Source organism: Pseudarthrobacter cremeus (assembly GCF_051857465.1).
Lineage (GTDB): Bacteria > Actinomycetota > Actinomycetes > Actinomycetales > Micrococcaceae > Arthrobacter.
The window spans coordinates 50241-71296 of the sequence record NZ_JBPZHC010000013.1; the positions used below are offsets into that span (position 1 = coordinate 50241).

Annotated in this window: 27 protein-coding genes; 11 read left to right on the forward strand and 16 right to left on the reverse strand. The window is 63.6% G+C overall.

The window, feature by feature from the left end:
• The first annotated feature begins 26 nt into the window (after window positions 1-26).
• Complete coding sequence (locus tag ACS5PJ_RS19670) at window positions 27-1601, forward strand: ADP-ribosylglycohydrolase family protein (protein WP_439436553.1); 1575 nt, start codon at window positions 27-29, stop codon at window positions 1599-1601.
• A 64-nt stretch (window positions 1602-1665) separates the two neighbouring features.
• Window positions 1666-2172, forward strand: a complete 507-nt coding sequence (locus tag ACS5PJ_RS19675) for a LacI family DNA-binding transcriptional regulator (RefSeq protein WP_439436554.1) — start codon at window positions 1666-1668, stop codon at window positions 2170-2172.
• An 895-nt stretch (window positions 2173-3067) separates the two neighbouring features.
• Here ACS5PJ_RS19675 and ACS5PJ_RS19680 read toward each other — a convergent pair.
• The 4 genes from ACS5PJ_RS19680 to ACS5PJ_RS19695 all read right to left on the reverse strand — a co-directional run bounded on the left by ACS5PJ_RS19680 (window position 3068) and on the right by ACS5PJ_RS19695 (window position 5414).
• Window positions 3068-3319 carry a hypothetical protein gene (locus ACS5PJ_RS19680; RefSeq protein WP_439436555.1) on the reverse strand — a complete coding sequence of 84 codons (252 nt, stop codon included), beginning with the start codon at window positions 3317-3319 and terminating at the stop codon, window positions 3068-3070.
• Window positions 3320-3734: 415 nt separating this feature from the next.
• Window positions 3735-4124, reverse strand: a complete 390-nt coding sequence (locus ACS5PJ_RS19685) for a hypothetical protein (RefSeq protein WP_439436556.1) — start codon at window positions 4122-4124, stop codon at window positions 3735-3737.
• Entirely contained in the window at window positions 4117-4764 is a 648-nt protein-coding gene (locus ACS5PJ_RS19690; RefSeq protein WP_439436557.1) for a signal peptidase I, read from the reverse strand. The genes ACS5PJ_RS19685 and ACS5PJ_RS19690 overlap by 8 nt, the downstream gene beginning before the upstream one ends.
• A gap of 41 nt (window positions 4765-4805) precedes the next feature.
• Window positions 4806-5414: a TasA family protein gene (locus tag ACS5PJ_RS19695; protein WP_439436558.1), complete on the reverse strand. Its 609-nt coding sequence runs from the start codon at window positions 5412-5414 to the stop codon at window positions 4806-4808.
• A gap of 378 nt (window positions 5415-5792) precedes the next feature.
• On the opposite strand from ACS5PJ_RS19695, the gene ACS5PJ_RS19700 reads away from it, so the two are divergent.
• The 4 genes from ACS5PJ_RS19700 (at window position 5793) to ACS5PJ_RS19715 (ending at window position 7963) form a co-directional block, all read left to right on the forward strand.
• Window positions 5793-6212, forward strand: a complete 420-nt coding sequence (locus tag ACS5PJ_RS19700) for a hypothetical protein (RefSeq protein WP_439436559.1) — start codon at window positions 5793-5795, stop codon at window positions 6210-6212.
• Between the two features lie 190 nt (window positions 6213-6402).
• Window positions 6403-6585 (forward strand): YegP family protein, encoded by a 183-nt coding sequence (locus ACS5PJ_RS19705; protein WP_439436560.1) that lies wholly within the window; start codon window positions 6403-6405, stop codon window positions 6583-6585.
• Window positions 6586-6775: 190 nt separating this feature from the next.
• Window positions 6776-7165: a hypothetical protein gene (locus ACS5PJ_RS19710; RefSeq protein ID WP_439436561.1), complete on the forward strand. Its 390-nt coding sequence runs from the start codon at window positions 6776-6778 to the stop codon at window positions 7163-7165.
• A gap of 72 nt (window positions 7166-7237) precedes the next feature.
• Complete coding sequence (locus ACS5PJ_RS19715; protein ID WP_439436562.1) at window positions 7238-7963, forward strand: PspA/IM30 family protein; 726 nt, start codon at window positions 7238-7240, stop codon at window positions 7961-7963.
• A 165-nt stretch (window positions 7964-8128) separates the two neighbouring features.
• On the opposite strand, the gene ACS5PJ_RS19720 is transcribed toward ACS5PJ_RS19715, so the two are convergent.
• The 6 genes from ACS5PJ_RS19720 to ACS5PJ_RS19745 all read right to left on the reverse strand — a co-directional run bounded on the left by ACS5PJ_RS19720 (window position 8129) and on the right by ACS5PJ_RS19745 (window position 12854).
• Complete coding sequence (locus ACS5PJ_RS19720; protein ID WP_439436563.1) at window positions 8129-8353, reverse strand: hypothetical protein; 225 nt, start codon at window positions 8351-8353, stop codon at window positions 8129-8131.
• Entirely contained in the window at window positions 8353-9171 is an 819-nt protein-coding gene (locus ACS5PJ_RS19725; RefSeq protein WP_439436564.1) for a serine hydrolase domain-containing protein, read from the reverse strand. The genes ACS5PJ_RS19720 and ACS5PJ_RS19725 overlap by 1 nt, the downstream gene beginning before the upstream one ends.
• A 484-nt stretch (window positions 9172-9655) precedes the next feature.
• Entirely contained in the window at window positions 9656-10900 is a 1245-nt protein-coding gene (locus ACS5PJ_RS19730) for a type II toxin-antitoxin system HipA family toxin (protein ID WP_439436565.1), read from the reverse strand.
• A complete protein-coding gene (locus ACS5PJ_RS19735) occupies window positions 10897-11154 on the reverse strand; it encodes a helix-turn-helix transcriptional regulator (protein WP_439436566.1) in 258 nt (85 codons plus the stop codon). Before ACS5PJ_RS19735 ends, ACS5PJ_RS19730 begins: the two co-directional genes overlap by 4 nt.
• A gap of 32 nt (window positions 11155-11186) precedes the next feature.
• Complete coding sequence (locus tag ACS5PJ_RS19740) at window positions 11187-11471, reverse strand: hypothetical protein (protein ID WP_439436567.1); 285 nt, start codon at window positions 11469-11471, stop codon at window positions 11187-11189.
• Between the two features lie 192 nt (window positions 11472-11663).
• Window positions 11664-12854 (reverse strand): serine hydrolase domain-containing protein, encoded by a 1191-nt coding sequence (locus ACS5PJ_RS19745; protein WP_439436568.1) that lies wholly within the window; start codon window positions 12852-12854, stop codon window positions 11664-11666.
• 751 nt (window positions 12855-13605) lie between these two features.
• Here ACS5PJ_RS19745 and ACS5PJ_RS19750 point away from each other — a divergent pair.
• The 3 genes from ACS5PJ_RS19750 to ACS5PJ_RS19760 all read left to right on the forward strand — a co-directional run bounded on the left by ACS5PJ_RS19750 (window position 13606) and on the right by ACS5PJ_RS19760 (window position 15767).
• Entirely contained in the window at window positions 13606-14127 is a 522-nt protein-coding gene (locus ACS5PJ_RS19750; protein WP_439436569.1) for a hypothetical protein, read from the forward strand.
• Window positions 14128-14682, forward strand: a complete 555-nt coding sequence (locus tag ACS5PJ_RS19755; protein WP_439436570.1) for an RES family NAD+ phosphorylase — start codon at window positions 14128-14130, stop codon at window positions 14680-14682.
• Between the two features lie 311 nt (window positions 14683-14993).
• Window positions 14994-15767, forward strand: coding sequence for a DUF6994 family protein (locus ACS5PJ_RS19760; RefSeq protein WP_439436571.1), 774 nt, complete (start codon window positions 14994-14996; stop codon window positions 15765-15767).
• Between the two features lie 319 nt (window positions 15768-16086).
• Here ACS5PJ_RS19760 and ACS5PJ_RS19765 read toward each other — a convergent pair whose 3' ends face one another.
• Both ACS5PJ_RS19765 and ACS5PJ_RS19770 read right to left on the reverse strand, forming a co-directional pair.
• Window positions 16087-16254: a hypothetical protein gene (locus ACS5PJ_RS19765; protein WP_439436572.1), complete on the reverse strand. Its 168-nt coding sequence runs from the start codon at window positions 16252-16254 to the stop codon at window positions 16087-16089.
• A 105-nt stretch (window positions 16255-16359) separates the two neighbouring features.
• Complete coding sequence (locus tag ACS5PJ_RS19770; protein WP_439435842.1) at window positions 16360-16533, reverse strand: CsbD family protein; 174 nt, start codon at window positions 16531-16533, stop codon at window positions 16360-16362.
• A 120-nt stretch (window positions 16534-16653) separates the two neighbouring features.
• On the opposite strand from ACS5PJ_RS19770, the gene ACS5PJ_RS19775 reads away from it, so the two are divergent.
• Window positions 16654-17268 carry a carbonic anhydrase gene (locus ACS5PJ_RS19775; protein WP_439436573.1) on the forward strand — a complete coding sequence of 205 codons (615 nt, stop codon included), beginning with the start codon at window positions 16654-16656 and terminating at the stop codon, window positions 17266-17268.
• A gap of 167 nt (window positions 17269-17435) precedes the next feature.
• Window positions 17436-18227 carry an endonuclease/exonuclease/phosphatase family protein gene (locus ACS5PJ_RS19780; protein WP_439436593.1) on the forward strand — a complete coding sequence of 264 codons (792 nt, stop codon included), beginning with the start codon at window positions 17436-17438 and terminating at the stop codon, window positions 18225-18227.
• Window positions 18228-18281: 54 nt separating this feature from the next.
• Here ACS5PJ_RS19780 and ACS5PJ_RS19785 read toward each other — a convergent pair whose 3' ends face one another.
• The 4 genes from ACS5PJ_RS19785 to ACS5PJ_RS19800 form a co-directional block, all read right to left on the reverse strand.
• Entirely contained in the window at window positions 18282-19649 is a 1368-nt protein-coding gene (locus ACS5PJ_RS19785; RefSeq protein ID WP_439436574.1) for a sensor domain-containing phosphodiesterase, read from the reverse strand.
• 139 nt (window positions 19650-19788) lie between these two features.
• The gene (locus ACS5PJ_RS19790) at window positions 19789-20070 is read right to left on the reverse strand and encodes a hypothetical protein (protein ID WP_439436575.1); all 282 of its coding nucleotides are present in this window, start codon (window positions 20068-20070) and stop codon (window positions 19789-19791) included.
• A 130-nt stretch (window positions 20071-20200) separates the two neighbouring features.
• Window positions 20201-20635, reverse strand: coding sequence for a hypothetical protein (locus ACS5PJ_RS19795; RefSeq protein WP_439436576.1), 435 nt, complete (start codon window positions 20633-20635; stop codon window positions 20201-20203).
• Window positions 20632-21048, reverse strand: a complete 417-nt coding sequence (locus ACS5PJ_RS19800) for an SRPBCC family protein (protein WP_439436577.1) — start codon at window positions 21046-21048, stop codon at window positions 20632-20634. The genes ACS5PJ_RS19795 and ACS5PJ_RS19800 overlap by 4 nt, the downstream gene beginning before the upstream one ends.
• Window positions 21049-21056: the final 8 nt, after the last annotated feature.

Genomic DNA, 21056 nt, shown 5'->3' on the forward strand with positions numbered 1-21056 from the left:
TTCCGCACAAACACAGGAGATTTTGAATGTTGAATACATCAACCGCAGCCCCGCCGCTCGTAGCCGGCTACCGGGAAAAGGTACTCGGGTGCTGGCTCGGCAAAGCCGTAGGCGGTTCGCTGGGACAATCCTTCGAGGGCCTGGACGGCCCCATCCTGGCCGACTTCTACACGCCGGTGCCGACCACTATGGTCCCGAATGACGACCTGGACATGCAGGTGGTCTACGCTTCAGTGCTCAGCCAAATGGAGGAACCTACCGTGGACCGCCACGTGATCGCGCAGGCATGGCGGGACCACATCCGCTTCCCCTGGTGCGAATACGGCGTAGCCAAGAGGAACCTCGCAGAGGGGCTCGTGCCTCCCTACACGGGCTCCTTCGACAACTGGTACACCTGCGGCGAAGGCGCCGTCATCCGCTCGGAGCTGTGGGCCTGCCTTGCCCCCGCAGATCCCGACCGGGCGGCAGCCTACGCCTACGAGGACGCCTGCTTCGACCACGCCGGCGACGGCATCTGGGCTGCAGTGTTCATGGCCGCCCTTCAGTCGTATGCCTTCATCGAAAGCCGCCCGGACGTACTCTTGGACAAGGCATCCTCTCTGCTGCCCGTGAGCAGCCGCATCCGCCAAGTGGTCCACGATACGAGGGTATGGGTGACCCAGGGCCACCCGTGGGAACATGTGATGGACCTGATCATGGACAAATATGCCACGGGCGACTTCATGGACACCCGGATCAATACAGGCTTTGTCGTCCTGGGCTGGCTCGCCTCCGGCGGGGACTTCGAAAAGGCGATCCTCATTACCAACGGCTGCGGCGCAGACACGGACAGCTCCACGGCATCCGTCGGTGCCCTCATGGCCATCATCGACCCCGAATCCATTCCGGACAGATGGCTCGCTCCGATCGGTCGGGAACTTGTCCTGAACAAGGAAGTCGTCGGCATCGAAGCCCCTGCTTCCCTGGACGCTCTCGCAGACCAAGTGGCCGAGCTCCGCGACGCACTGAACGGAAAATGGCCAGCCCCCGCGCCGGAAGGCACCTTCGACGCACAGGAATTCTCGGTTCCCGTCACAATCGGATGGGACTCGCCATACGGCAAGATCTGGGGCCAGCGTGACATTTCATCTCTTCCCCTCGAGGGTTCGGCCGAACCGCCCATGCCCACAGGCAACAAGGAAATAGCCCTCCCGGGCACCTGGACCACCTGGCCGCGCGAGGAGTTCGAGGACCTCATCCTGGTGATCCGCTACACGATCAATCTTGACCGTCCCGTTGACGGGCGGCTGATGTTCAACTGCTCCGAAGACGTCAGAGTCTGGCTCGACGGGGAATTCTGTTTCGGCAACCAGCCCTCAATGATCATGCCAACCCAGCACCGTCCACCGGCCGGATCCGGGAAGGACGTCCAGCTGTCGGCCGGAACGCACTCATTGGTCGCCACGATCAGGAAACCACCACGGCAGCGTGCGGCAGCCGAATGGATTGTCTCGCTGGCCGAGCATCCAGGCCTGGAGTGGGTGGCCAATGCCTTCCGGCCGAGCACTCCCGGCATCAGCGGCGACGATACCGGCGTGCTCGAGGGCACGGCGGTCCGTTAGGTTAGCCGTTCCCCGGTCCCTTCAGCCATACAGAGGAAGTAACCAAATGTCCACGTCTTGCCGCATGGCCGACGTAGCAGCCGCCGCCTCGGTGTCTGTTGCAACCGTCTCGAACGTCTTCAATACCCCTCATCTGGTCAGGGAAGCGACCCGGGAGAGAGTAATGACTGTCATTGCTGAATTGGGCTACCAGAGAAATGAGCAGGCCTATCTGCTGCGTTCCGGATCCGCCCGGAGGCCCCCAACAACAGTGTCCACCGGCCCCGGAGCGCCGGATGTCCCCTCCACCTCAGGGACATCCGACGTGGCGCCGGTAACCAAGGAGCCAGAGACCCTCGAAGATCAGTGCGGGAAACAGGAAACGGAAGACTGGCTCAACCTCCATGAGGGAAGCCGAGTCCTCTTGGTCGACAACAGGGAGGAGACCGGCGCCGTTATCGATGCCGTCATGCCCAATGGTTCCGCATTCTGGGCATGGCTCGACGGGGGCAACGGACGCCGATTGATCCACCGCGGGGACGGAGTCAGGGTGCTTGCATCGTTCGAATCCCTCGGAGACACCGATAAGTGACGGCCTGTGTTCGCTTCGCCGAGCAACAGGAATGAATGCAAAACTGACATCTGTAATGAGACCAGACAGGGGAGTTCTCGGAGCTACTTCTACTCCAGTGCTTCAAGAGCCGATAACGGTCCTTCCGTCAAAGGGGATCGGTTGTCCGGCCATAGGGGTGTGGACATTGTCCACACTTTGTACACCGGCGTGTCGTTGCAGCTGTATGGCGGTCCCCACTGAGACTCCGGGTGGTATCCAGTTCATGCGTCCAAACGTTCTGTGCGACATGACGTGCGGACACTGAATCGCCTCCGGCCGGTTAGATGGACGCTGTGCCAGTTGCCATCGTGGGCTTTCTCGGCCGCACATAACATTTCTGATGACTTCCATCCATGCTCCGCCTCCGTGCGTCAGGCAGGACGAACGGGCAATCCACCCCGCGGCAGCCCCCGTGGGCCAGCGGCCGAGGCTGATGGTGTGGGACTGATGACCATCTACCGGCACAGTGTTGTCGCAGGTCAGGCGCGTTTTTGTCTATAAGTGCGTACAAACTTCCGGTGAAGTGTGGACTTGCGCACGAGGTTACTTCGATGCGCGTCCCGGCATGGAGCACAGCGGTAGGCCTTGCACGGTGTGATTCGATCTTTGCCCGGTGCTGCGTCGGCTTCGTCGGCCAGTGGGAGATTCATAGATAGGACCCGCCAGGCAGTTGGCCGGTCTGGGGCGTGACAATTTGGAACACCAGACGATTGACGAGGCGTGGGGCGGGCCACTGGCAACCCGGGAGTGGGGGAGCGCGAGCGCAATGGTTGGTCCAGGACAGTCATTACTGAAACCTGTCCTGTTGCTGTAAGCACGCACCCCGAGGTTCATCGATGAGGCAGTACCTATAGCCTGGAAATGGGGGAGAACATCACGTCAGATTTGCAGGCGGTGGTTGACCGCGGTCGAGCATGAGGAACCTGCAGCGGCTCTGCAGTTTTGCTTCGGCAGCGGCTTTGTGCTCGTCCCGGAGGCCCGGGTCGACCTGGATGGCCAGGTGGAGGTGGTAGCGTACGGTGCTTGCCGCTGCGCCGGCGCCCGCGGCAATCTTAGGAGACGGGATCCCCTGGCGGTACATCAGAACCCACTCCGGATCCGGTGCGCGGCGCTTGGCGGTAGTCATCGAGAAAGAGCCTATCCGGCCGACCTGATTCGGACCGGCGCAGATGGGGCCGGCCATGGCTGTAGGTGGTGCGTACAGTCCCGGATCGGCATCACCCACCGCCGGCCCCGTTCCACACATTAGGGGACCATCGTTGGCGGCGTACACCGGTCGCCGTACCTGTGTCGGAAGTTAGGGGCTACCCGCATCCCGGCCTTTACCGACAGGACCCGCGGCGCCTCCGGCGGGCTAAAGTGTGGGGGTGGAGATTACAGGCACCATCGAAGATACTGACGGCGGACGGAGCCTTGTGACCGTTTGAGGGAACACCTACGAGGAAGCCAATGCGGCGCTGGAAGCCATGGTCTCCGAAGGCCATAAGCTCATCGTCGTCCGCACGCTCTGACGCGGAGCAGGCATTGACTCGGGAGCTAGCTTAGGCGGCCATACCGTGCAGGTCCCGGTGCGCTTCGGCCAGGATTTCGGGAGCGACTGCGTTCAAGACCGTCACTTCAGTGCTGAGACGGCGGGCGCTGACCATGGCGAGGCCGAACTGCTTGCCGCGGACGAGGGGCTCGAGCTCAACGCAGGCCGCTTCGGCGCTAACGGCGCCAGACATGGAGGAGGCGACCTTCAGGCTCAGCACAGCGTCATGGGAGGCCTCTTCGTCGCCGTCATGGATCCCGTCGAGGATGCGCTTCAGCCGGCCCGGCAGCATGTGCAAGTACGTTTCCAGGAACTTCAGGGTTTCGGCACGACTGTCGAGCTGGTTGGCCAGGTCGCGGATCCGGTCAAACTGAAGCAGGTTCCGGCCGGGGTCAGACATGAGCTTCTTCCGCCGGAGCTTCGTGCGGGGCCTCCGGCTCGGGCTTCCTGCCCCAGATGCTCGCGAGCATGCCGATCACCAGGACTGCGGGGGCGCCGTATATGAGGGTGTTCAGGACGATGGGTTCGCGCATTGCCCGGATAGCGGTGCCCACGTACGGGACGGTGAGGGTGTGCCGGTCCACAGTTGCCCCGGTGAGTGTGGCCAGCCACGGGTCGACGCCGTTGTTGGCGTCACCTTTGGTCTGGACCGTGATGCTGCCTTCCGGGTTGGTGTTCACTTCGGTCACGCGGTGGGTTTCGACCCGCTGGTCCTCGACCGGGATGTGGTACGTGATGATGTCCCCGACGCGGATGTCGCTGGCCGGGACAGGCTTGGTCACCACGATGTCGCCCGGGTTGATCAGCGGGGCCATGGAACCGGTCAACATGGTCGAGGTCTGGTAGCCGAGAACCCTGGGCCCAATGACGAGGGTCATGAACGCGACGCCGGCCAGGACCAGCAGCGCGGTCGCCAGCATGGACAGGGAGCGGTGGATGATCCGCCCCGCCGGCAGGGCCCCGGAACGGGGACCTGTTGCACGAGACGCCCGCGCTTCACCCCGTGCTGGGGTCGTGGTGAAGTCGATGGCGGCGCTCATGGGTAGGTCCTCGTTCCGGGGTTGGTAGTGAAATGCCGTGATTACTTGACGGTGGCGGTGCGCTGGGTAGCGGTAAAGGCGAAGGCGACTGTGCTGTTCAGCTTCTGGAACGCGTTGCCTGCGGTGGCCGGCAGGGTGGTGATGACCTTCAGGTTGTCGGTAGCCCCTGCGGTCAGGGCGGTCGGCATCGTGAGGGTCTTGGCCGTGCCGGTGATGACCGGGCCACTGCCCAGGACTGTGGTCCTGGTCCCGGCGCACGTGTAGGCGCCGGCAGTTCCGGCCCAGGGGCTGGTGCAGTTCTCGATGGTCAGCTGCAGGCCGTCGGTCGCATCCGTGGTCAACGCCGAAGGAACGGTCGCGGTGGTGTTCAGCGTGACATTGTTCAGGTCTGAGGTGCCAGTGTTGGCGAGGGTTGCGAGACGCTCAACCTTGTCGCCGGGCAGGAGATCAGTGACGGGAACATTCAGGGTGTTGGTCGCACCGGCGTCGGCCAGGGCGATGGTGACGTTTCCGGAGGCAACAGCCTGGCTGGCAGAGGTGCTGGAGGTGAACGCACCGTAGGTGCCCAGTCCGGCGACGGCCGCGGCGGTGCCGACCAGGGCGACGGAGGCGAGGATCTTGCCGGAGGTGGTTTTCATGCTGATGGCCATGACTGTGTCCTTTTAGGTGACGGGCCTACCCCCAGTGGGCCGGCCGAAAGAGTAAGTGTCAGGTGCTCTCCGCCTGACCGGAATGACTCTTCCAATGGACGCTCAAGGAGCGGGCACGCAAAAACTCAAGATTTCCTGAAGATTCGATGTCGTCGCAGGTCAATGCCTTTTGAGTGGCCTGGATCACTTGCTTGGAGCTGAGTGTGAGGACGATTTAATGGCATCCAGATGCATCCTTGAGGATTTCTTGAGCTTGCTCCGGAACAGTGGAAGGCGGCCCGGAACAGAACAGCCGGGAAGCACCGCGCGCGCCTGCCTGCGGGGACCGAGAGGACGCTCGTGGGGGACCGGAGGAATGTGCCGCGCCGCGGGCGTGCCATGTTCACAGGCGCTTTCGTCGCCGGACTCCTGGTCGCGGCCCCGGCAGCCCACGCAGCCTTCACCGGCTCCGCCGCCGCCACAATGACATCCGGAACCCACACCATGGCTGCTCCGGCCGGGAACGACATCAGTGCCAGCTGCGATCAGATCGGAGGCAGCGGCAAGTACCGACTGAAGATTTCTGTTATCTCCTACGGAGCCGTACCCCGGGCAAACAATTATGTCCTCCGGATGGTTAGCCCCAGCGGAGCGGTCACCGCCATAGACCTCACCAGCAGCAGCACGGGATACGATTCGGGCCCAGTCAACGGTGTGGCGCGCGGCACCTGGAAGTACTCTGTGGAGGCCCAATACAAGGTCCCTGCAACGACCAACGTGTGGAGCTCAACTGCGACTCCGCTGGCCATCACCTGCTGAACCGCGGCCCGGAGAACGGCTCAGCCAGAAACATCCTGCATAATCCGGCCGGCCCAGCCGTGGCAGCCACCGCCGGGATGATTCACCACCTGCAGCGTGCCCGCTGACACGGCACGCCGGAGGCTCCTAGGATGGCATCGTTGGTGTCTGTCGAAGCCGTCGCTGTTGGCGGCGAATTAGAGGAGGATCCGTGGCAGGAAAGTTCGAGATCTACAAGGACAGTTCAGGGGGATTCCGGTTCCGGCTCAAGGCCGGCAACGGGGAAGTCATCGCCACCGGGGAGTCCTACAAAACCAAGGCCGCAGCCCAGAAGGGCATCGAATCCGTGAAGAACAACGCACAGTCCACCGTCGTGGACCTCACGGAAGCCTAGAGCCGTCATCATCTGAGATCGCGGTGCTTGGAAGAAGACCCTGCACGGTACCGTGCAGGGTCTTCTGTTGCTCGGGACTACGCATGGATTCAGGCAGAAGGGTCCGCAACTGCCGGGCCGAACCTGGGCGGGACCCTTACCGCACTGCAGGCTACGGGCCGCTCTAAGCTAAGGGGCGGGGGTGAAGGCGATGTCTGAAGCAAGCCGCCGCTGGACTGGAACTATTACCTGGGCCCTGCTCGTCCTCGCCTCGATGGTCCTGATCGGCTACGGGATCGCGCGCGCCAACTGGCATATCTGGCTGCCGAATCCGGCCGATCAGGAAGAGTCATGGATCGGTAGTCGCTATATCTTCGCCGGCTGCGCACTGTCCCTCGCCGCCGCAGTCTGGTCGGGCGCGCGGGAGAACCGTCTCTGGGTGACCATCTGTGTCGGGCTGCCGGGGGCTCTCGTGGGCTGGGCCGCACTGGATAGCCCCTACGACCTGAAGCGGTACCTGGCCGCGGTCGTGTCTTTCCCAATGGCACTGGCCGGGGTCGCAGAGGTCATCAGGGGTCGTGGCCGCCGGCAGAGGGATTAGACGGGTCCCGGGTGTGGTCCCGGCGCTACCGTGCACATAAAATGCGAATCAACCACCGATAGAAAGACCGTCGTGAAGCAGAGTATTTTCGCCCGCGTTGCCCAGCTGGCCAAGGCCAACCTCAACGCCCTCCTGGACTCCGCGGAAGACCCGCAGAAGATGCTGGACCAGATGGTCCGGGACTACTCGGACAATATCCGTGAAGCCGAGGCCGCGGTCGCGCAGACCATCGGCAACCTCCGTGTGGCCGAGGATGATCACAGGCGCAACCTCGCCGACGCCAACGAATGGGGCCGCAAGGCCCTGGCCGCGTCCAGGAAGGGCGACGAGTTCCGGTCCGCCGGCAACCCTGACGCGCAGAAGTTCGACAACCTCGCCAAACTCGCCCTCCAGCGGAAGATGGCCGCCGAGAAGCTCGTGACCTCCGCTGCACCCGGCCTGGGAGCCCAGAACGAAGTGGTCGACAAGCTCAAGGGCGGGCTCGACCAGATGAAGGGCAAGCTGCACGAGCTGACCGCCAAGCGCAACCAGCTGGTGGCCCGGTCCCGGACGGCGGCCGCGCAGTCCCAGGTCCATGATGCCCTCAAGTCCCTTGACGCCGGCGACCCGACCGGTGCCATCGGCCGGTACGAGGAGAACATCCGCCGCAAGGAGGCCACCGTCCGCGGCCAGCAGGAACTCGCAGCCTCATCACTGGAAGCCCAGTTCGCCTCCCTGGAGGACCTCGGAGAGCAAACCGAAATGGAGGCACGGCTCGCCGCGCTCAAGTCCATGGACCGGAAAGCCATCGACTACTAGGACGCCGCCGTGTCCGACGGCTTAGGAGCGTAGCTAGGGTTGCGCGTCAATCCTCTGATTGCGGGCGGTGATGAAGACGTTCTTCTCCGCTAAATACCGGAGGTATTCCGCCCCGCTTCGGGGAACGGCAGCCTTTGTGCTGAAGTCATCGGTGCTGGCTTTCCACTAACAGCTGAGGTCGAGTGCCGTCCGTGCGGCCGTTTCCAATGCCTCCACTGCGAGAGGATTGGCGGGGTTGGAGTTCGCGGGGTCCGAAGATTCGGGCGGGTATGTGATGGCAATTGCTGCCTGCCGCTTTGCGTCCGCACTGGTGACCGCGACGGTCCGGTACCCTGACCAGTCGCCGGCGTGGCCATAGTAGAAGCCACCGCAGACGTCCAGCCATTGCATCAGGCCCATTCCGAGCCGAAAGGGGCCATCTGCATCTGCGTCACCGTGGCTGGTTTCAGGAGGCGCCCCTGCATAAGGGCAGCATAGAAGGTGTTCACGTCGCCGAGAGTCGAGACCACGCCGCCCGCTGGGTTGTCAATCATTGCCCCTAAGTAGGCAGAGTCAAGCCGTTCGCCGTCAACCTCGACATGGCCGTGCAGCATTGTGGCCGGGGGCGTGCCGGCGCCCGTCATTAGCGTGCTTTTCATTCCCAGGGGTTCGAACACATCGTTTCGCAGAACCTCCGCCACGGGCCGGCCGCGGAGGCGCTCCACTAGGAGGCCAAGGACCAGATAGTTCGAATTCGAGTACTCTGCGCCGCTGCCGGGTTTCAGCACCCAGGGCATGGCAGTTGTCAGCGCCAGGCTCTCGTGCAGGCTCATCTGCTGCGTCAGCGCCTGGCGGATGGGCCGGGAGGTGAACAGCTCCTCCTCATAGCTGGGTATTCCACTTTCGTGCCGCAGAAGATGGGCTATGGTGACGGTCCCTGGCGGCTTTACCAGGCCCTCGAATTCAGGGAGGTGTTTGGCCACCGGATCCTCAAGCTGCACAAGGCCTTCCTCTGCCAGCTTGAGAACCGAGACCGCCACCATGGACTTGGTTATGCTCGCGATGTGCGTGGGGTCCGAGGCTTCAGCCGGGGTCGGGCTGCCGAGGCTGCGGACCCCGCCAGCATGTGACCAGACTTCCCCGTTGATTCGCGTCTCGATCAGGACGGCCGTGGCTCCGAGGTCCAGCGCCCTCCTGCTGAATTCCTCCAGGCCGCTCTTGTACTTCACGGCGGCCTGTGTAGTCTGCACAGGAGGCGCCGGTGGGGCGGCGGTGCAGCCACTAAGCACCACGGCTAGGACCGCAGCTAGAACCAGGAAATGCCGGAAGTGTGGGCGGAGTTTCAGTGAAAGGGGTCTCGTGGACTCCACCATGTCAGCACATCCCCTTGTGGGTCTGGAGGCGCAGGGAACACGGGGACTCACTGCGCGGATACGGCCCATGTTCCTCACCCCCTCTGGCGGCGTCAAGGCACTGCGGGGCCGCACGGTGTCCTCAGCAGCCACGCCCGGGCGCGCTCGGAATCGATCCGCACTGCCGGGAAGCCAGGCAAGCACCCGGTCCGCGCCTACCCCTGCGGGCACTGCCACCATTGGCACCTGACGTCGAAGAAACTCACGGGCAAGGTGCCGAAATGGGAGCGATCGGGTTCAGCCAAGACTCGTGCAGAATCTTACTGACCTGGAGGAGTTGCCCGGAGGCCGAGGGGCCCCGCTAGAGTGTGCGACGCGCCGTGCCGCCCTGAAGCAGGTCGTCGACGCGGGCAGGGACAAGTTCGCGGAGGAAGCCCAGCTGTTTCTGGGCCGTGGACTCGGCGGCCGCTGCGGCAATGGCTTCCAGGACGGACACAGCGGTCTGCCGCGCGTCGTCTTCGTCCATGCCCCATGCGGATCCTTCCCGGATGAGGTGGTCCAGGGTGATATAGCTCAGCCGGATCTGGCCCGAGAGGGCGTGGCCTGCGTTGTTGCTCGGTGCGTAGAGCAGCAGGGTGGGGGCAATGTCGTACAGCGGGGCGAGCAGCACTTCGCCGCCATCGCGCAGGGTGAGTGAATAGTTTTTGGAGTGGGCGTCTCCGTTGCCGATCGCCAGGTTGAAGGTGACGGCCCGGAGCAGGTCCCGGCGGAATTCGGCGTCATCGCGGGTGTGGGGAGCGGCGGCCCTGACCAGGCGGGTCAGCCGCGAGGGCGGGGACGAGGTCCCTTCGTACTTCGCCTCACTCGGCAAAGCCAGGGCCTGGGTGAAGTCTTCCTGGTGCAGCCGGCTTCCGTCCGGCGCCCGGTCAAACCGGTCCACGACGATGGCCTGACGGGTGCCGAACATCTGCAGGTGTGCCGTCGCGGCGGGCAGGCCCGCGGCCGCAGCCGTGGTCAGCGCCCAGTGCTCTGAGGCGAGGAGGTCGGGAACTGTTGATTCCAGGGGTTCGGGCTTGATGATGTGGGTGGAGACGGCTCCCCGGCCCGGCCATGCCCAGCCGTTGTCGTGCCGGGTGAGCAGGACTTTGGACTGCACCCCGCCCAGGGAGGCGGTAACCAGGAAGTCATCGGGCAGGTCCCAGGTAGGGAGCGACTCCACCACCGTCGTGACTTCGTCCCCCGTCATGGGTATTGCAGCGCCCGGCACCTCCGGGGCATCCCCCGGCGGCAGGATTTGGACGGCGCCGGCACAATCAGAACCAAGGACGCGGAGCAGGCCGAACGCATCCGGGGTGGACAGGCGGTTGTCCTTCGCGATGTGGGAGCGCACCTGCCCTTCCGGGAGGAGCCCGTCAAAGAAATCGTAGACCTCCGGGCCCTCGATCCTGTTCCGGGTCACAGGCAGCGAAAGGGACAGCAGGATGGACCCCGCGCCGTACTCGGACAGGGTTTCCCGATCGTACTGGAAGGACAGTTTGAGCCCGCTGCCTTTCAGTTCGCCGATCCGCCGGCCGTGGAGGAAGACATCGAGGATCTTGCTGGTCATGGGCGGACCTGGAGCTTTGAGAACCGGGGCACCAGGGCGACGTCGCGGCCGAGAATCCTGATCGCCTGCATGGCGACGACAAGGGATACAGCCTCGCCGCGCTCCAATCGGACCACGGTTCCGCGGGTCACTTTGAGCTGTTCGGCCAGGTCCTGTTGGGTCAGGCCCGCTTCCTTCCGGGCATCACTGATGGCCCGCCCCAATGACGGAGCATCCACTGCCCGGTAAAACGGGGTCGGCCCTTCATGTTCCATATATCGATCATATTGCCCAGTCCGCCATTTGTTCAATATTCCGAACAATTTTGGATCCAGCTGAAAAGTTCAAGATTCCGAACATGCAGGTCCCGGTGCATCGCAAAATGCATCACCGCAGCCCATCCTGAGGACACGCCCGCCAGTTCCACAGGACTGTCAGTGCCCGGGAGCACCGTGGATTTATGACGGCTCCAACGGTTGAGGCGGCGATCCACGAATTGATGGATCTCGCCTGGAATGTTGTCTACGACCTGCTCGAGGATCGGGGCCTGCTCGGTGACGGGTTCGACGTCGCAGCGTTCACCGGGATCCATTCCTGGGTGGAAGACCTTACCCGGTACACGGTGGTCCACTCACGGGCGGTGCGGTCCTGTTCGTGGACACCCGGCCGATTGACGCCATCGCCTTCCGCCACGACCTGCTGGGCGCCGACGACCCGAAGAGCTTCTTTATGCTCCCTGGGTAGAGGGCTGTACTAAGGCTTCGGATGGCCACCGACGGCGGCATCAGTGGGGCGTTGACGGCCTCTCGGGGCCGCAGAGTCGGTCGAGGGTCTCATTGAGGGTTGACTCGATCTGGCCGTTCACGAGTTCACGCTTGCTCTGGCCGGAAGGGTCCTCGAACTCGGTGGGGAGTGGCGGCATTGTGACAGTCATCGCCGCCTGGTACCGCCCGTCAGCACTGCTTACGGCTGCAGTCTGATAACCCCAGAGCGAGCCCAGGCCCTCGTGTCTCGACTCTTTCGAGCATCCGTCCGCATGCTCCCACACGCCCAGTCCATAGGGAGCGAAACCGTGGCGAGTCTTCATTTCCTTCAGTGACGCCGCCGAAACCGCTTGACCAGTGAAGAGGGCAGCCATGAAGAGATTCAGGTCTCCTACGGTGGATACCGCCCCTCCGGCCGGGTTGCCGGCCGCAGCGGTGTTGTCTGTGACGTCGACCCGTTCACCGCGGATAGTTGCGTAGCCATGCAAAAGTCCCGGCTCGTTCAGGTCTACGGGTTTCAGGCTCGTGTTCTTCAACCCGAGCGGTTCGAAGACTTCCTCCTGCATGACTTGGATGAAAGGCTTGTGCCGCAGTTCCTGTATCAGGAGGCCGAGCGCGAGGTAATTCGTATTCGAGTACTTGAAAGACCCGACGCTGGCCGCGGGCCAGGGAAGGGTCCCTGCCACTTGCAGGCCACGCTCCATCGTGAGCGTGCGGGAGAACGCCGGGCGGAAGTCGACATCTCGGGGCAGGGCATCGTTGACCTCGGGCATCCCGGAAGTGTGGCTGAGCAACTGCCTCACCGTTATCGGACCTGGAGGTTTGAGCATGGTCACAAACCCGGGTATGACGTCGTTGACGGGGTCCCCGAGGCCGATCAGGTGGTCGTCAACAAGCTTCAGCACCGCGACGGCTGTCATCGTTTTGGTGACACTTGCGACCTCCACCCGGTCCGTGGGCTGAGCCGGGGTCCTGGACTCAAGATCGCGTACGCCGTAGGCCCTGGACCACTCACCCTCGGGCCAACGGACCTGTACAACGGCGGCCACCGCGCCCTGATCCATGAACAGCTGGACCTGATTTTCGATGGAAGCGAAAGGGCTGGGTGAGCTTGATGCCGGTGCGGGCCCATCGGTGGGATAGGTACAGCCAGGGATAATGAGGACCAGGCCGAGGGCCGCCCGCTTCCAAACGTGATTCTTTGTGCTCATGCTCACTGCCGCATCCGCTCGCGACGAGGTTCCAGGTTCAGGGCCGCCAACGGCACCGGATCCGGCCAGACCTGCAGCGGCGCCGTCGCCCAGCCCCTCAATTTTACGACGGGCCCTCGCGGTGAGGAAGCATCCGCCCTTCCTGAATGAATTTGCCGGTCTGGGTGCGGTGGGCGGCCATGCCTTGTGTCCGACCGGCAGACGGGGCGAGTTCAGGGGTTCCCCGGAGTCAGACGGGTTGGCCAGCGGGGTGGTGGCCTATTTCGTCACGGGTGCCGAACGTGCAGCCGCTGCACAAGAACCTCGGCCAGTATTGCGGCGTGCCTGTTAATCAGGAACCGGACCCCATTTATTGCCCGGGCGGTCGCGGTCCGACAGGTGCCCGGACCATTTGGCGCTCTGGTCGTACCTCCCGCACCTAGTACAGCGTCGGCGGAACCCGCCATCGGAATCAGTTTCTGCCAGCCAGTGGTGCCCGATATTGAGCCTGCACAGCAGGGCCTGGATCATGACTGCTCCTTTCCGAGAATGTGTAGCCCCAGCTCACTTTCAATTATGTTCCTGAAACCTCTGAAAGGATCCTTGATAGGACATCACGAGCCAGCAGAGGGGGCTCAGGAGGATCGGGGCCCGGCCCCAACATCCTGGGCAGATTCCTCCCCCGCGATCCCGGCCTTGTAGGTGGCCCTCCGAGTGGTGACCGTGCAGGAGGGACCTTCCGTGCAAAGCGCCCAACAGATAGTGTTGGGCTATGGAAAAGCAGCGGCAAGCCGCGGAGCAGACCGTGATCCTGAAAGGCGGCGGCCGGGAGACTCCCGTCAAGATGCGTAACGGCGTCATCCTTCTCCCCAAGGACTTCAAGATTGCGCCCCGCCGTGCCGTCCGGCGCGGCAAGGCCCCGGCCAAGACGGTCACCGTCAACCTGGCCGGCCTGAAAGATGCACCGGACTACGGCCCGCGGGCCGTCACACAGCGGCTGGTGAATGCGCTCGGCAACAACGCCGTGGCGGCCCTGCTCGGTGTCAATAAGGACAGGCCAGGCCGGTGGGTGTCCGGTCAGGACGCGCCGAACGAAGAAAACCGGGCGCAGCTCGCGGACCTGGACGCCCTGGTGGGCCACCTGCACAGTGCGTTCACCCCGGCCCAGGCCAGGCTGTGGCTGGAGGGCCAGGACCCGCATCTGGGTGCGCGTCCGATCGACGTGTACCGGCTCGAAGGGGCCGCCCCGGTGATCGAGGCGATCCGTGCCTTCGAGCAGGGAGCTTTCGCCTAGGTGGAGTTCTGGCGCGTACTCAACTGGCACCCCGGCGCCTCAACCCCGGCAGAGAACGGGCACCCGCTCTACATCTGGCCGCGGCAGGGAGCCGGCAGGATGGACGACCCGGACCGCGAATACACCGTGCTCTACGTCGGTGACTCCGCTGAAGGAGCGGTAGCCGAAGCCTTCGGTAGGTACCCGGTATGGACCTCCGACATCCTGGCCCCGCCGCCGGGGACACCGCACGGCACCCGGAAGGCGCTGGTGAAGTACGAAGGGGATCCGCCAATCCTGGACCTGGACGACCCGGAGGCGCTGCAGGTATGGTCACTGCGCCCCAGCAGCGTTGTCTCCCGGGACCGGGCCTCCACCCAGCAGTGGGCACGGTCCATGTACGAAACCGGAGACTACGCAGGCCTCTCCTGGTGGTCCTTCTACGAGCCCCGCTGGGCCAGCTTTGGCCTATGGGACATCACCGGGCTGACGGTAGCCGGCGATCCTGAGCCGCTGACCATGGCCCATGACGCCGTCCAGGATGCAGCTGCACTGATCAGGCGTGTCATGAGCTAGGTGTCCAGTTCGCTTGGACATTAACAATCGCGCCCACTGTTTGCGGGATTTCAGGGCTGGACATTAACAATCGCGCCCACTGTTTGCGGGATTTCAGGGCTGGACATTAACAATCGGTGGCAGCTGCTGTCCACCTGAAGATTAACAATTTGCGTGGACCCGGCAGCAAACAGCTTCGGCTAAACCACGGGCAGGACGGTCTCATTTTCGGACGCGCCGCCGAAGATAAACATCCAAGTGCTTGCGTGACCGCGGTTGTTTCAGCTGCAGGTTCCGCGGTTCGCAATGGGCGGGCACATAGACTTCCTTGCATGCGCGTCTTCGACATTGCCTTCGACTACCTGCTCGACACCACGCCTCCGGGAACGGACGCGGACTCCAATAGTCCGCGGCTCAAGGCTGACCATCAGCTGCTCTGGACGAAGGAGCTATGCGAGGGGCAGCTGTTTAAACTGACCGTCTCGGAAGTTCCCAAGGTGCGTCGGAAAAACTACCTGATGTTCGAGCAGACGCCCGACAAATCGATCACGTTCGGCAGTGACGCCATCACGAACTCTTACACCAGGTGGGGGAAGCCCAATGCCTTGGCCCAGGCTAAGGCCGAGTTGAGTGATGAGCAGAAGCGCCGCTATCTCAACCCGCCGTACACGATCGGCAGCGCCATGATCTGGCCCGTCAGGGGAATACACCTGCCCACCCTCAACACCGCCAGGGGATTGCGAAAATCTATTGCGGACCGGATGGACCTGACCCTGGAATGCATCCGGCGCCACTACGCCAAGGAGCCAGGCAGCGCCCTCGCCGACGTCACCACGAACTATGGGGACTTCTTCGAACTCTTCTGCACGTTCGAGAAGTTTGTGGAGTTCTTCCACTTCCAGGATCTCGTGACACCGGAGGGGAAGACCGCTTTCTTCGTCGATGAGGATGAGGACACGGTCTTCACGCGCACCGGCGTCCCGGTCACGAAGGACGAGTACATCAGGGTTCAGGAAGCCTCGCTGAATTTCATAGCATTGCGGGGCAACCGGATGGCCGACTGGGTCGAGGAGAACCACCGCGACATTGAGGTCCGACGGCCATAAACACTGGCCTGTCCCTGCCCCCGGTAATGCGAGAACAGGCGACGAATCACGGCAGCCATTAACAATTCATCGGACGCGAGCGTACGAGGGAACCCTTGTCCACCGCGGTGAGGTGACAGAGATCGCCCCTAATCATGAACTGTTTTGGATCATGGACGTGCTCACCGGGAGCCGGCGGCTCGTGGACATAGCCGAGCTGGAGAGCGTCCGCGTCGAGGCTCCGGTGCATCCAGCCGATTCCCTGAGCCTTTTCACTCTGCCCAGGTAGCTGCCAGCGTTCCTAAATATGCAGCCCTGCAGCCGAGCTGCGGCCAGGGCTCTACGCTGCCTCGTCATCGCCCGTTTGGGCATCCGCGTGGAGTGCCTGCCCGACTGTAGCCGGAGGCCTGCGCCGGGCTTTGGTCAGGACAATCAGCAAGGTCAGTACGGTGACCGTCCAGGCAAGAGCAGCGAGTAGCACCAGGCCGATCGCCGCTAAGGGGTGCATGGCGAAAGCCTAGGACGGAGGGCCGCTAATCACGGGAGCAACTCCGCACCAAGACGCGGAAAGGGTGCGCCCCGTTCGCTGAGCGCACCCTTTTCGTAAAACGCGTTAGTCCTTGAGGGCGTCCTTGACCTTTTCGCCGGCCTGCTTTACGTCGCCTTTGGCCTGGTCGGTCTGGCCTTCAGCCCGCAGGCTGTCATCGCCTGTGGCGTTGCCCGCGGCTTCCTTGCCCTTGCCGCCGGCCTTCTCGGCAGCGTTCCCAATCTTGTCGCCTAGTCCCATGGTGTTTCTCCTTTGGTTGTTCGGCAGCCGATCGTAACGGCCTGGGTCCATGGTAAGCATGCGTACTATCTGATTTTCAAGTCCGCTTGCGCATATGGTCGCTACCGTAAAGTAAGCAGGGTGACCAACAGCATCAGCCCGGCCCAAGCATGGCAGCGCCTGCTTGATGGCAACGCCCGTTTCGTCGCTGAGGAGTCCCAGCACCCGAATCAGGGTGCCGTGAGGCGAAGCGAGCTGGTGAACACACAGAACCCCTTCGCAGTCATCTTTGGCTGCTCGGATTCCCGGCTCGCCGCAGAGATCATCTTTGACCTCGGACTCGGTGACGCCTTCGTAGTCCGCACCGCCGGGCATGTGCTCGATGACGCCGTACTCGGATCGCTGGAGTTCAGCGTCTCGGTGCTCAAGGTTCCGCTCATCGTCGTCCTCGGCCACGACAATTGCGGGGCCGTTACTGCCACCAAGGAAGCGCTGGAAACCGGGGAGATGCCCCAGCGCTTCATTCGTGACCTGGTTGAACGCATCACTCCGTCGGTGCTTGCATCGCTACGGGATGGCAGGACAGAGATCAACGATATGGTCGTTGACCATGCCAGGCTCACAGCGGAGCGGCTACTGGAAAGCTCCCCGGTAATCGCCGCCGCCGTGCATGATTCCTCCACCGCCGTGATCGGCGTCGCGTACCGGCTCGAAGAAGGCCGCATACAGCTGGTCACCGATTCGGAACTGCTCTAGGCGACACGAGGACCCTACGAAACGACAGAGCAGCCGCCGGCGGCAGTAACCGAAGACCTGGACCGATTGCGGGCAGCCCTTGATGGCGCCATCCCGCCAGGACTGGCTCGAACCTTCCGGTCGGGACCTGGAACATCCGTGCCCTGGGGGACCTGACCGCCAAGTGGCTGGCCGGGCCCAAGGACTCACCTAAGCGGGACTGGCACGCCATCGCCTGCCTGGTTTCCGTGATTTCCCGATTCGACGTGGTTGCTGTCCAGGAATCCCGGCGCCACCACGTGGCCCTGAACCGGCTCTTGGTGGCCCTTGGCCTGCACTGGCAGGTCATCATCTCCGACGTCACCGAAGGATCCGCCGGCAACGGCGAACGCCTCGCCTTTCTGTACGACAGCACCACGGTCCAGCCCTCGGGCCTGGTCAGGGAGATCGTGCTGCCCCCGATCGGGGATGACCCGGAACGCCTTTTTGCGCGCACACTGTACACCGCCAGCTTTACACGGGCAGGCGTGGAATTCACCCTCGCGTCCGTCCACATCCTTTGGGGCAAGAAAGCTGCGAAGCGGCTGCCGGAGATCACCGCGTTCGCCCAGTGGATGTATGACTGGGCGGTGCGCCCCAACGACTGGAACTCCAACCTCATGGTCCTGGGGGACTTCAATCTGGACCGGATCGGGGACCCGCTCTACGAAGCGTTCATCTCCACGGGGCTGTGGCCGCCGACCGAACTGGACGCGGTCCCGCGGACAATATTCGACGACGACAAGACTAAGCATTTCTACGACCAGCTGGCCTGGTTCTCGAAACCGGACGGCACATCCCTGCTGCAGGGCCTGACCTACGGCCAGCGAGCAGGGACCTTCGATTTCATCCCGCACGTCTACCGCGGACTCACCCGTAGTGAAGTGTCCTGGCGGATCTCGGACCACTTCCCGCTCTGGTGTGAGTTTCTCCTGGCCTGACGCGGAAACTCCCGCTCAAGGCAGCAGGTAGTCCGGTCTCAGGTCACGAAGCGTCTAGGTCTTGTCGGGTCCGAGGCGCAGGGTTTCAGACCAGACGGCCCAGTCTTTAGGTTCGATCGAGGGGCGGCCGATGAGGTATCCCTGCCCGGCCGTCATGCCGAGCCCGGCCACGGCGGCGAGCTCCTCAGGGGTTTCGATGCCTTCGGCGGTCAGTGTCGCGCCGATCTGGCGGGCGAACTCCACCATGGCGGCGCCGAGGGCATACTGGCCCTGGTCATCGTCGATCCCGGCGATCAGGCTGCGGTCCAGCTTGATGATGTCCGGCCGGACATGGAGGACGTGGCGCATGGACGCGAACCCGGACCCGGCGTCGTCGACCGCGATGCGCAGTCCCTGGGCCCGCAGCGGCGCCAGTGCCGAAAGCAGGGGACCGTACTCGAAGACTTCAAGGCGTTCCGTCAGTTCAAGGACGATCCTTTTCGGCGGCAGACCGGAACGCTCAAGAAGCCCGGCAAGGCGCGGGTCCAGGCACGTTTCCGGGGAAAGGTTCAACGCCACATAGATGTCCGGCGGGAGATCCTGCGCGGTCTCCAAGGCCTTCTCAAGGGCGGCGAATTCGAGTTCGCCCATGAGGCCGACGATGGCAGCTTCTTTGAACCAGAATTCGGTGCCGGCGGAGCCTTCGTCCACGAAGCGGGTCAGGGCTTCGGCGCCGAGGAGTTCTCCTGTGGCGAGGCTGCGGATGGGCTGGAAGGCAGTCAGGAGCATGTCCTGATCGAGCATCAGCTGGAGTTGCTCCCGGTTGAGGGAGTCGATCGCCTCACGGGCTGTCAACGGCGGGAGCATCCGGCTTGTTCCTTCAAAGCCGGCGGGCCGGTCCTTCGTGGCCGGGCGGACGGTGCCCGAGACGTTCATCCAGACGGAACGGCCGTCCCGGTGCCGGCACCGCACGACGACCCCCGCCCAATCCGACCCTTCGGAGACTGCGGCCACATCGTCTTTGGCGCGCATCAGGTCGTGGCCGTCGATGACCAGGTCGCACCGCTGGCCGAGCAGCTCATTCGGCTTCCATCCCAGGAGGGCCTCACTGGCAGGGCTCGAAAACGTAAAGCGGCCCTGGTCATCAACCGCCCACACCCATTCCTGACTGGTGGCCAGGACGGTGTCCATCAGCTGGGCAGTGGCGCGCGCGCTTCGGCCCTCTGCCCGGTGGCGCTTCCGGAAGCGCACGGCCAGGACGATGGCCATGGCGATGGGGGCCAGAACGAGCAGACCGGCCAGCAACCGGTCCCTTGGCTCATCCAGAATGCCCTCCGGATCTAGGATCACGATGGCGGCCGCCACCACGGCGAACACCACCTGAACCACCAGGACGACTCCGAGAACATCGCGTACCCGCGGCGAACCAGGCTTCTCTGTCATTTCCGCACCCCCAGGCTTGGTGGCCCGATCTTACTACGTTGACTGCGCAGATCGACAGGTCAGGGTGAACGCGCCGCAAGGAGCCACCGCAAATTGCGACCGACGTGCGGAAGACAGCGACCTGTCGGTGAGAGACCGGTCAGGTTGCTCCCGACGGCGCACTTGGGCGCAGGCGGGGCTTTCGAATTTTGGCCGCAGCGCGGTGCGGGGCGCTGATAAACCATGCCAAGACTGCGAGGCTGGCTGCGCTGATGACCAGGTGGACGACGACTACCGAGAGGTCGGTCTGGATGCCCCCGGAGAGGTTGTCGAAGGCGGCCGCGACAGCGAAGACCACACCGCCGAGTGCGGAGACCATGAGCAGGCCGGGGGCTGCCGTGTAGCCAAAGGGGCGCCTGGCCCACAGCAGGATCCCGCCCACGATCAACACCGGGTGCCCAAGATCCGGTCGGCGACTTAGTGTCCGCGCCAGCCAGCCTCAGTCGCGCTGCTGCCGAAGGCACCAATTGCCGTTGCGACGAGCCCGGCATAGGAGAGCACACCGATAACCGTCAGGATCGCTCCCACTGCCCTGGCCGGTGCACGAACCTGTCGCGAATGGCGGTGCCGTCGATGCCTGTCACCAGAGACGCTAGGGCATAGGCGGCCGCGAGGAAGGCCACTACGTCGTCGAAGAGGAGAGGCGTGAACGGCGTGCCGACCAGATACGGGATGTATGCGTAGGCCAGATAGAGCAAGCCCCCCGGCCATAGCATCAGTGCTGTCAGCGAGCCACGGCGGGCCAGCCAAAGGGCCGCCAGCACAAACAGCACGGCGATGAGGTTCGCCGCGTCCGCGCCTTGTGGGGTTATAACGGACTGCGACTGGGCATACCTGCCAGCATCTGCCAGCCCGACGGTCGAGGCCAGGACGATGGCTGCCGCGGCGACTAGGGAGGCCACTGTGGCCTGTCCAAGCCGGTGCTTACTAGGAAGGGTCTCCTTCATTTGAGGCTGGACCAGATCCGCTGCTCCTGCCTTCGCCCCACCGCAGCGAACGGCGGGGTGGCAAGTTTCAGCATTCCCTTGAGCCCGAGGTCCCAGGACCAGCTCATCCGTGTTCCGCTGGCGTCGGGAACAAAGGTGAGGGCTCCGTTGATGTCCGCGGTGGCCATGCGGGTCATGGATTCGAGGCGGCTGGGCCGCGTGTACTTGGTGACCTCAAGCGCGAAGGGCGTGCTCCGCTTCCCCGAGGTCGCGACGACGTGCCATAGGGTGCCGGCACCGATCGGTCCGGGAGTGGTCTTCTCGACACTTCGCAACTGTGGGTTGTAGGCGGGCTCGTTGCGCTCGTCGGCGACGAAGTCGAAGACTTCCTCGACTGGGCGTCGGATGAGGATGGAGCCTTTGATCGTCGTCATGCGGTTCT

What these genes read in the sequence shown, in the direction of transcription:
- ACS5PJ_RS19670 (WP_439436553.1), top strand. Translation starts at nt 27, where the DNA reads ATGTTGAATACATCAACCGCAGCCCCGCCGCTCGTAGCCGGCTACCGG.
- ACS5PJ_RS19675 (WP_439436554.1), top strand. Translation starts at nt 1,666, where the DNA reads ATGGCCGACGTAGCAGCCGCCGCCTCGGTGTCTGTTGCAACCGTCTCG.
- ACS5PJ_RS19680 (WP_439436555.1), bottom strand. Translation starts at nt 3,319, where the DNA reads ATGACTACCGCCAAGCGCCGCGCACCGGATCCGGAGTGGGTTCTGATG.
- ACS5PJ_RS19685 (WP_439436556.1), bottom strand. Translation starts at nt 4,124, where the DNA reads ATGTCTGACCCCGGCCGGAACCTGCTTCAGTTTGACCGGATCCGCGAC.
- ACS5PJ_RS19690 (WP_439436557.1), bottom strand. Translation starts at nt 4,764, where the DNA reads ATGAGCGCCGCCATCGACTTCACCACGACCCCAGCACGGGGTGAAGCG.
- ACS5PJ_RS19695 (WP_439436558.1), bottom strand. Translation starts at nt 5,414, where the DNA reads ATGGCCATCAGCATGAAAACCACCTCCGGCAAGATCCTCGCCTCCGTC.
- ACS5PJ_RS19700 (WP_439436559.1), top strand. Translation starts at nt 5,793, where the DNA reads ATGTTCACAGGCGCTTTCGTCGCCGGACTCCTGGTCGCGGCCCCGGCA.
- ACS5PJ_RS19710 (WP_439436561.1), top strand. Translation starts at nt 6,776, where the DNA reads ATGTCTGAAGCAAGCCGCCGCTGGACTGGAACTATTACCTGGGCCCTG.
- ACS5PJ_RS19720 (WP_439436563.1), bottom strand. Translation starts at nt 8,353, where the DNA reads ATGCAATGGCTGGACGTCTGCGGTGGCTTCTACTATGGCCACGCCGGC.
- ACS5PJ_RS19730 (WP_439436565.1), bottom strand. Translation starts at nt 10,900, where the DNA reads ATGACCAGCAAGATCCTCGATGTCTTCCTCCACGGCCGGCGGATCGGC.
- ACS5PJ_RS19735 (WP_439436566.1), bottom strand. Translation starts at nt 11,154, where the DNA reads ATGGAACATGAAGGGCCGACCCCGTTTTACCGGGCAGTGGATGCTCCG.
- ACS5PJ_RS19740 (WP_439436567.1), bottom strand. Translation starts at nt 11,471, where the DNA reads ATGGATCCCGGTGAACGCTGCGACGTCGAACCCGTCACCGAGCAGGCC.
- ACS5PJ_RS19745 (WP_439436568.1), bottom strand. Translation starts at nt 12,854, where the DNA reads ATGAGCACAAAGAATCACGTTTGGAAGCGGGCGGCCCTCGGCCTGGTC.
- ACS5PJ_RS19750 (WP_439436569.1), top strand. Translation starts at nt 13,606, where the DNA reads ATGGAAAAGCAGCGGCAAGCCGCGGAGCAGACCGTGATCCTGAAAGGC.
- ACS5PJ_RS19760 (WP_439436571.1), top strand. Translation starts at nt 14,994, where the DNA reads ATGCGCGTCTTCGACATTGCCTTCGACTACCTGCTCGACACCACGCCT.
- ACS5PJ_RS19765 (WP_439436572.1), bottom strand. Translation starts at nt 16,254, where the DNA reads ATGCACCCCTTAGCGGCGATCGGCCTGGTGCTACTCGCTGCTCTTGCC.
- ACS5PJ_RS19770 (WP_439435842.1), bottom strand. Translation starts at nt 16,533, where the DNA reads ATGGGACTAGGCGACAAGATTGGGAACGCTGCCGAGAAGGCCGGCGGC.
- ACS5PJ_RS19785 (WP_439436574.1), bottom strand. Translation starts at nt 19,649, where the DNA reads ATGACAGAGAAGCCTGGTTCGCCGCGGGTACGCGATGTTCTCGGAGTC.
- ACS5PJ_RS19795 (WP_439436576.1), bottom strand. Translation starts at nt 20,635, where the DNA reads ATGAAGGAGACCCTTCCTAGTAAGCACCGGCTTGGACAGGCCACAGTG.
- ACS5PJ_RS19800 (WP_439436577.1), bottom strand. Translation starts at nt 21,048, where the DNA reads ATGACGACGATCAAAGGCTCCATCCTCATCCGACGCCCAGTCGAGGAA.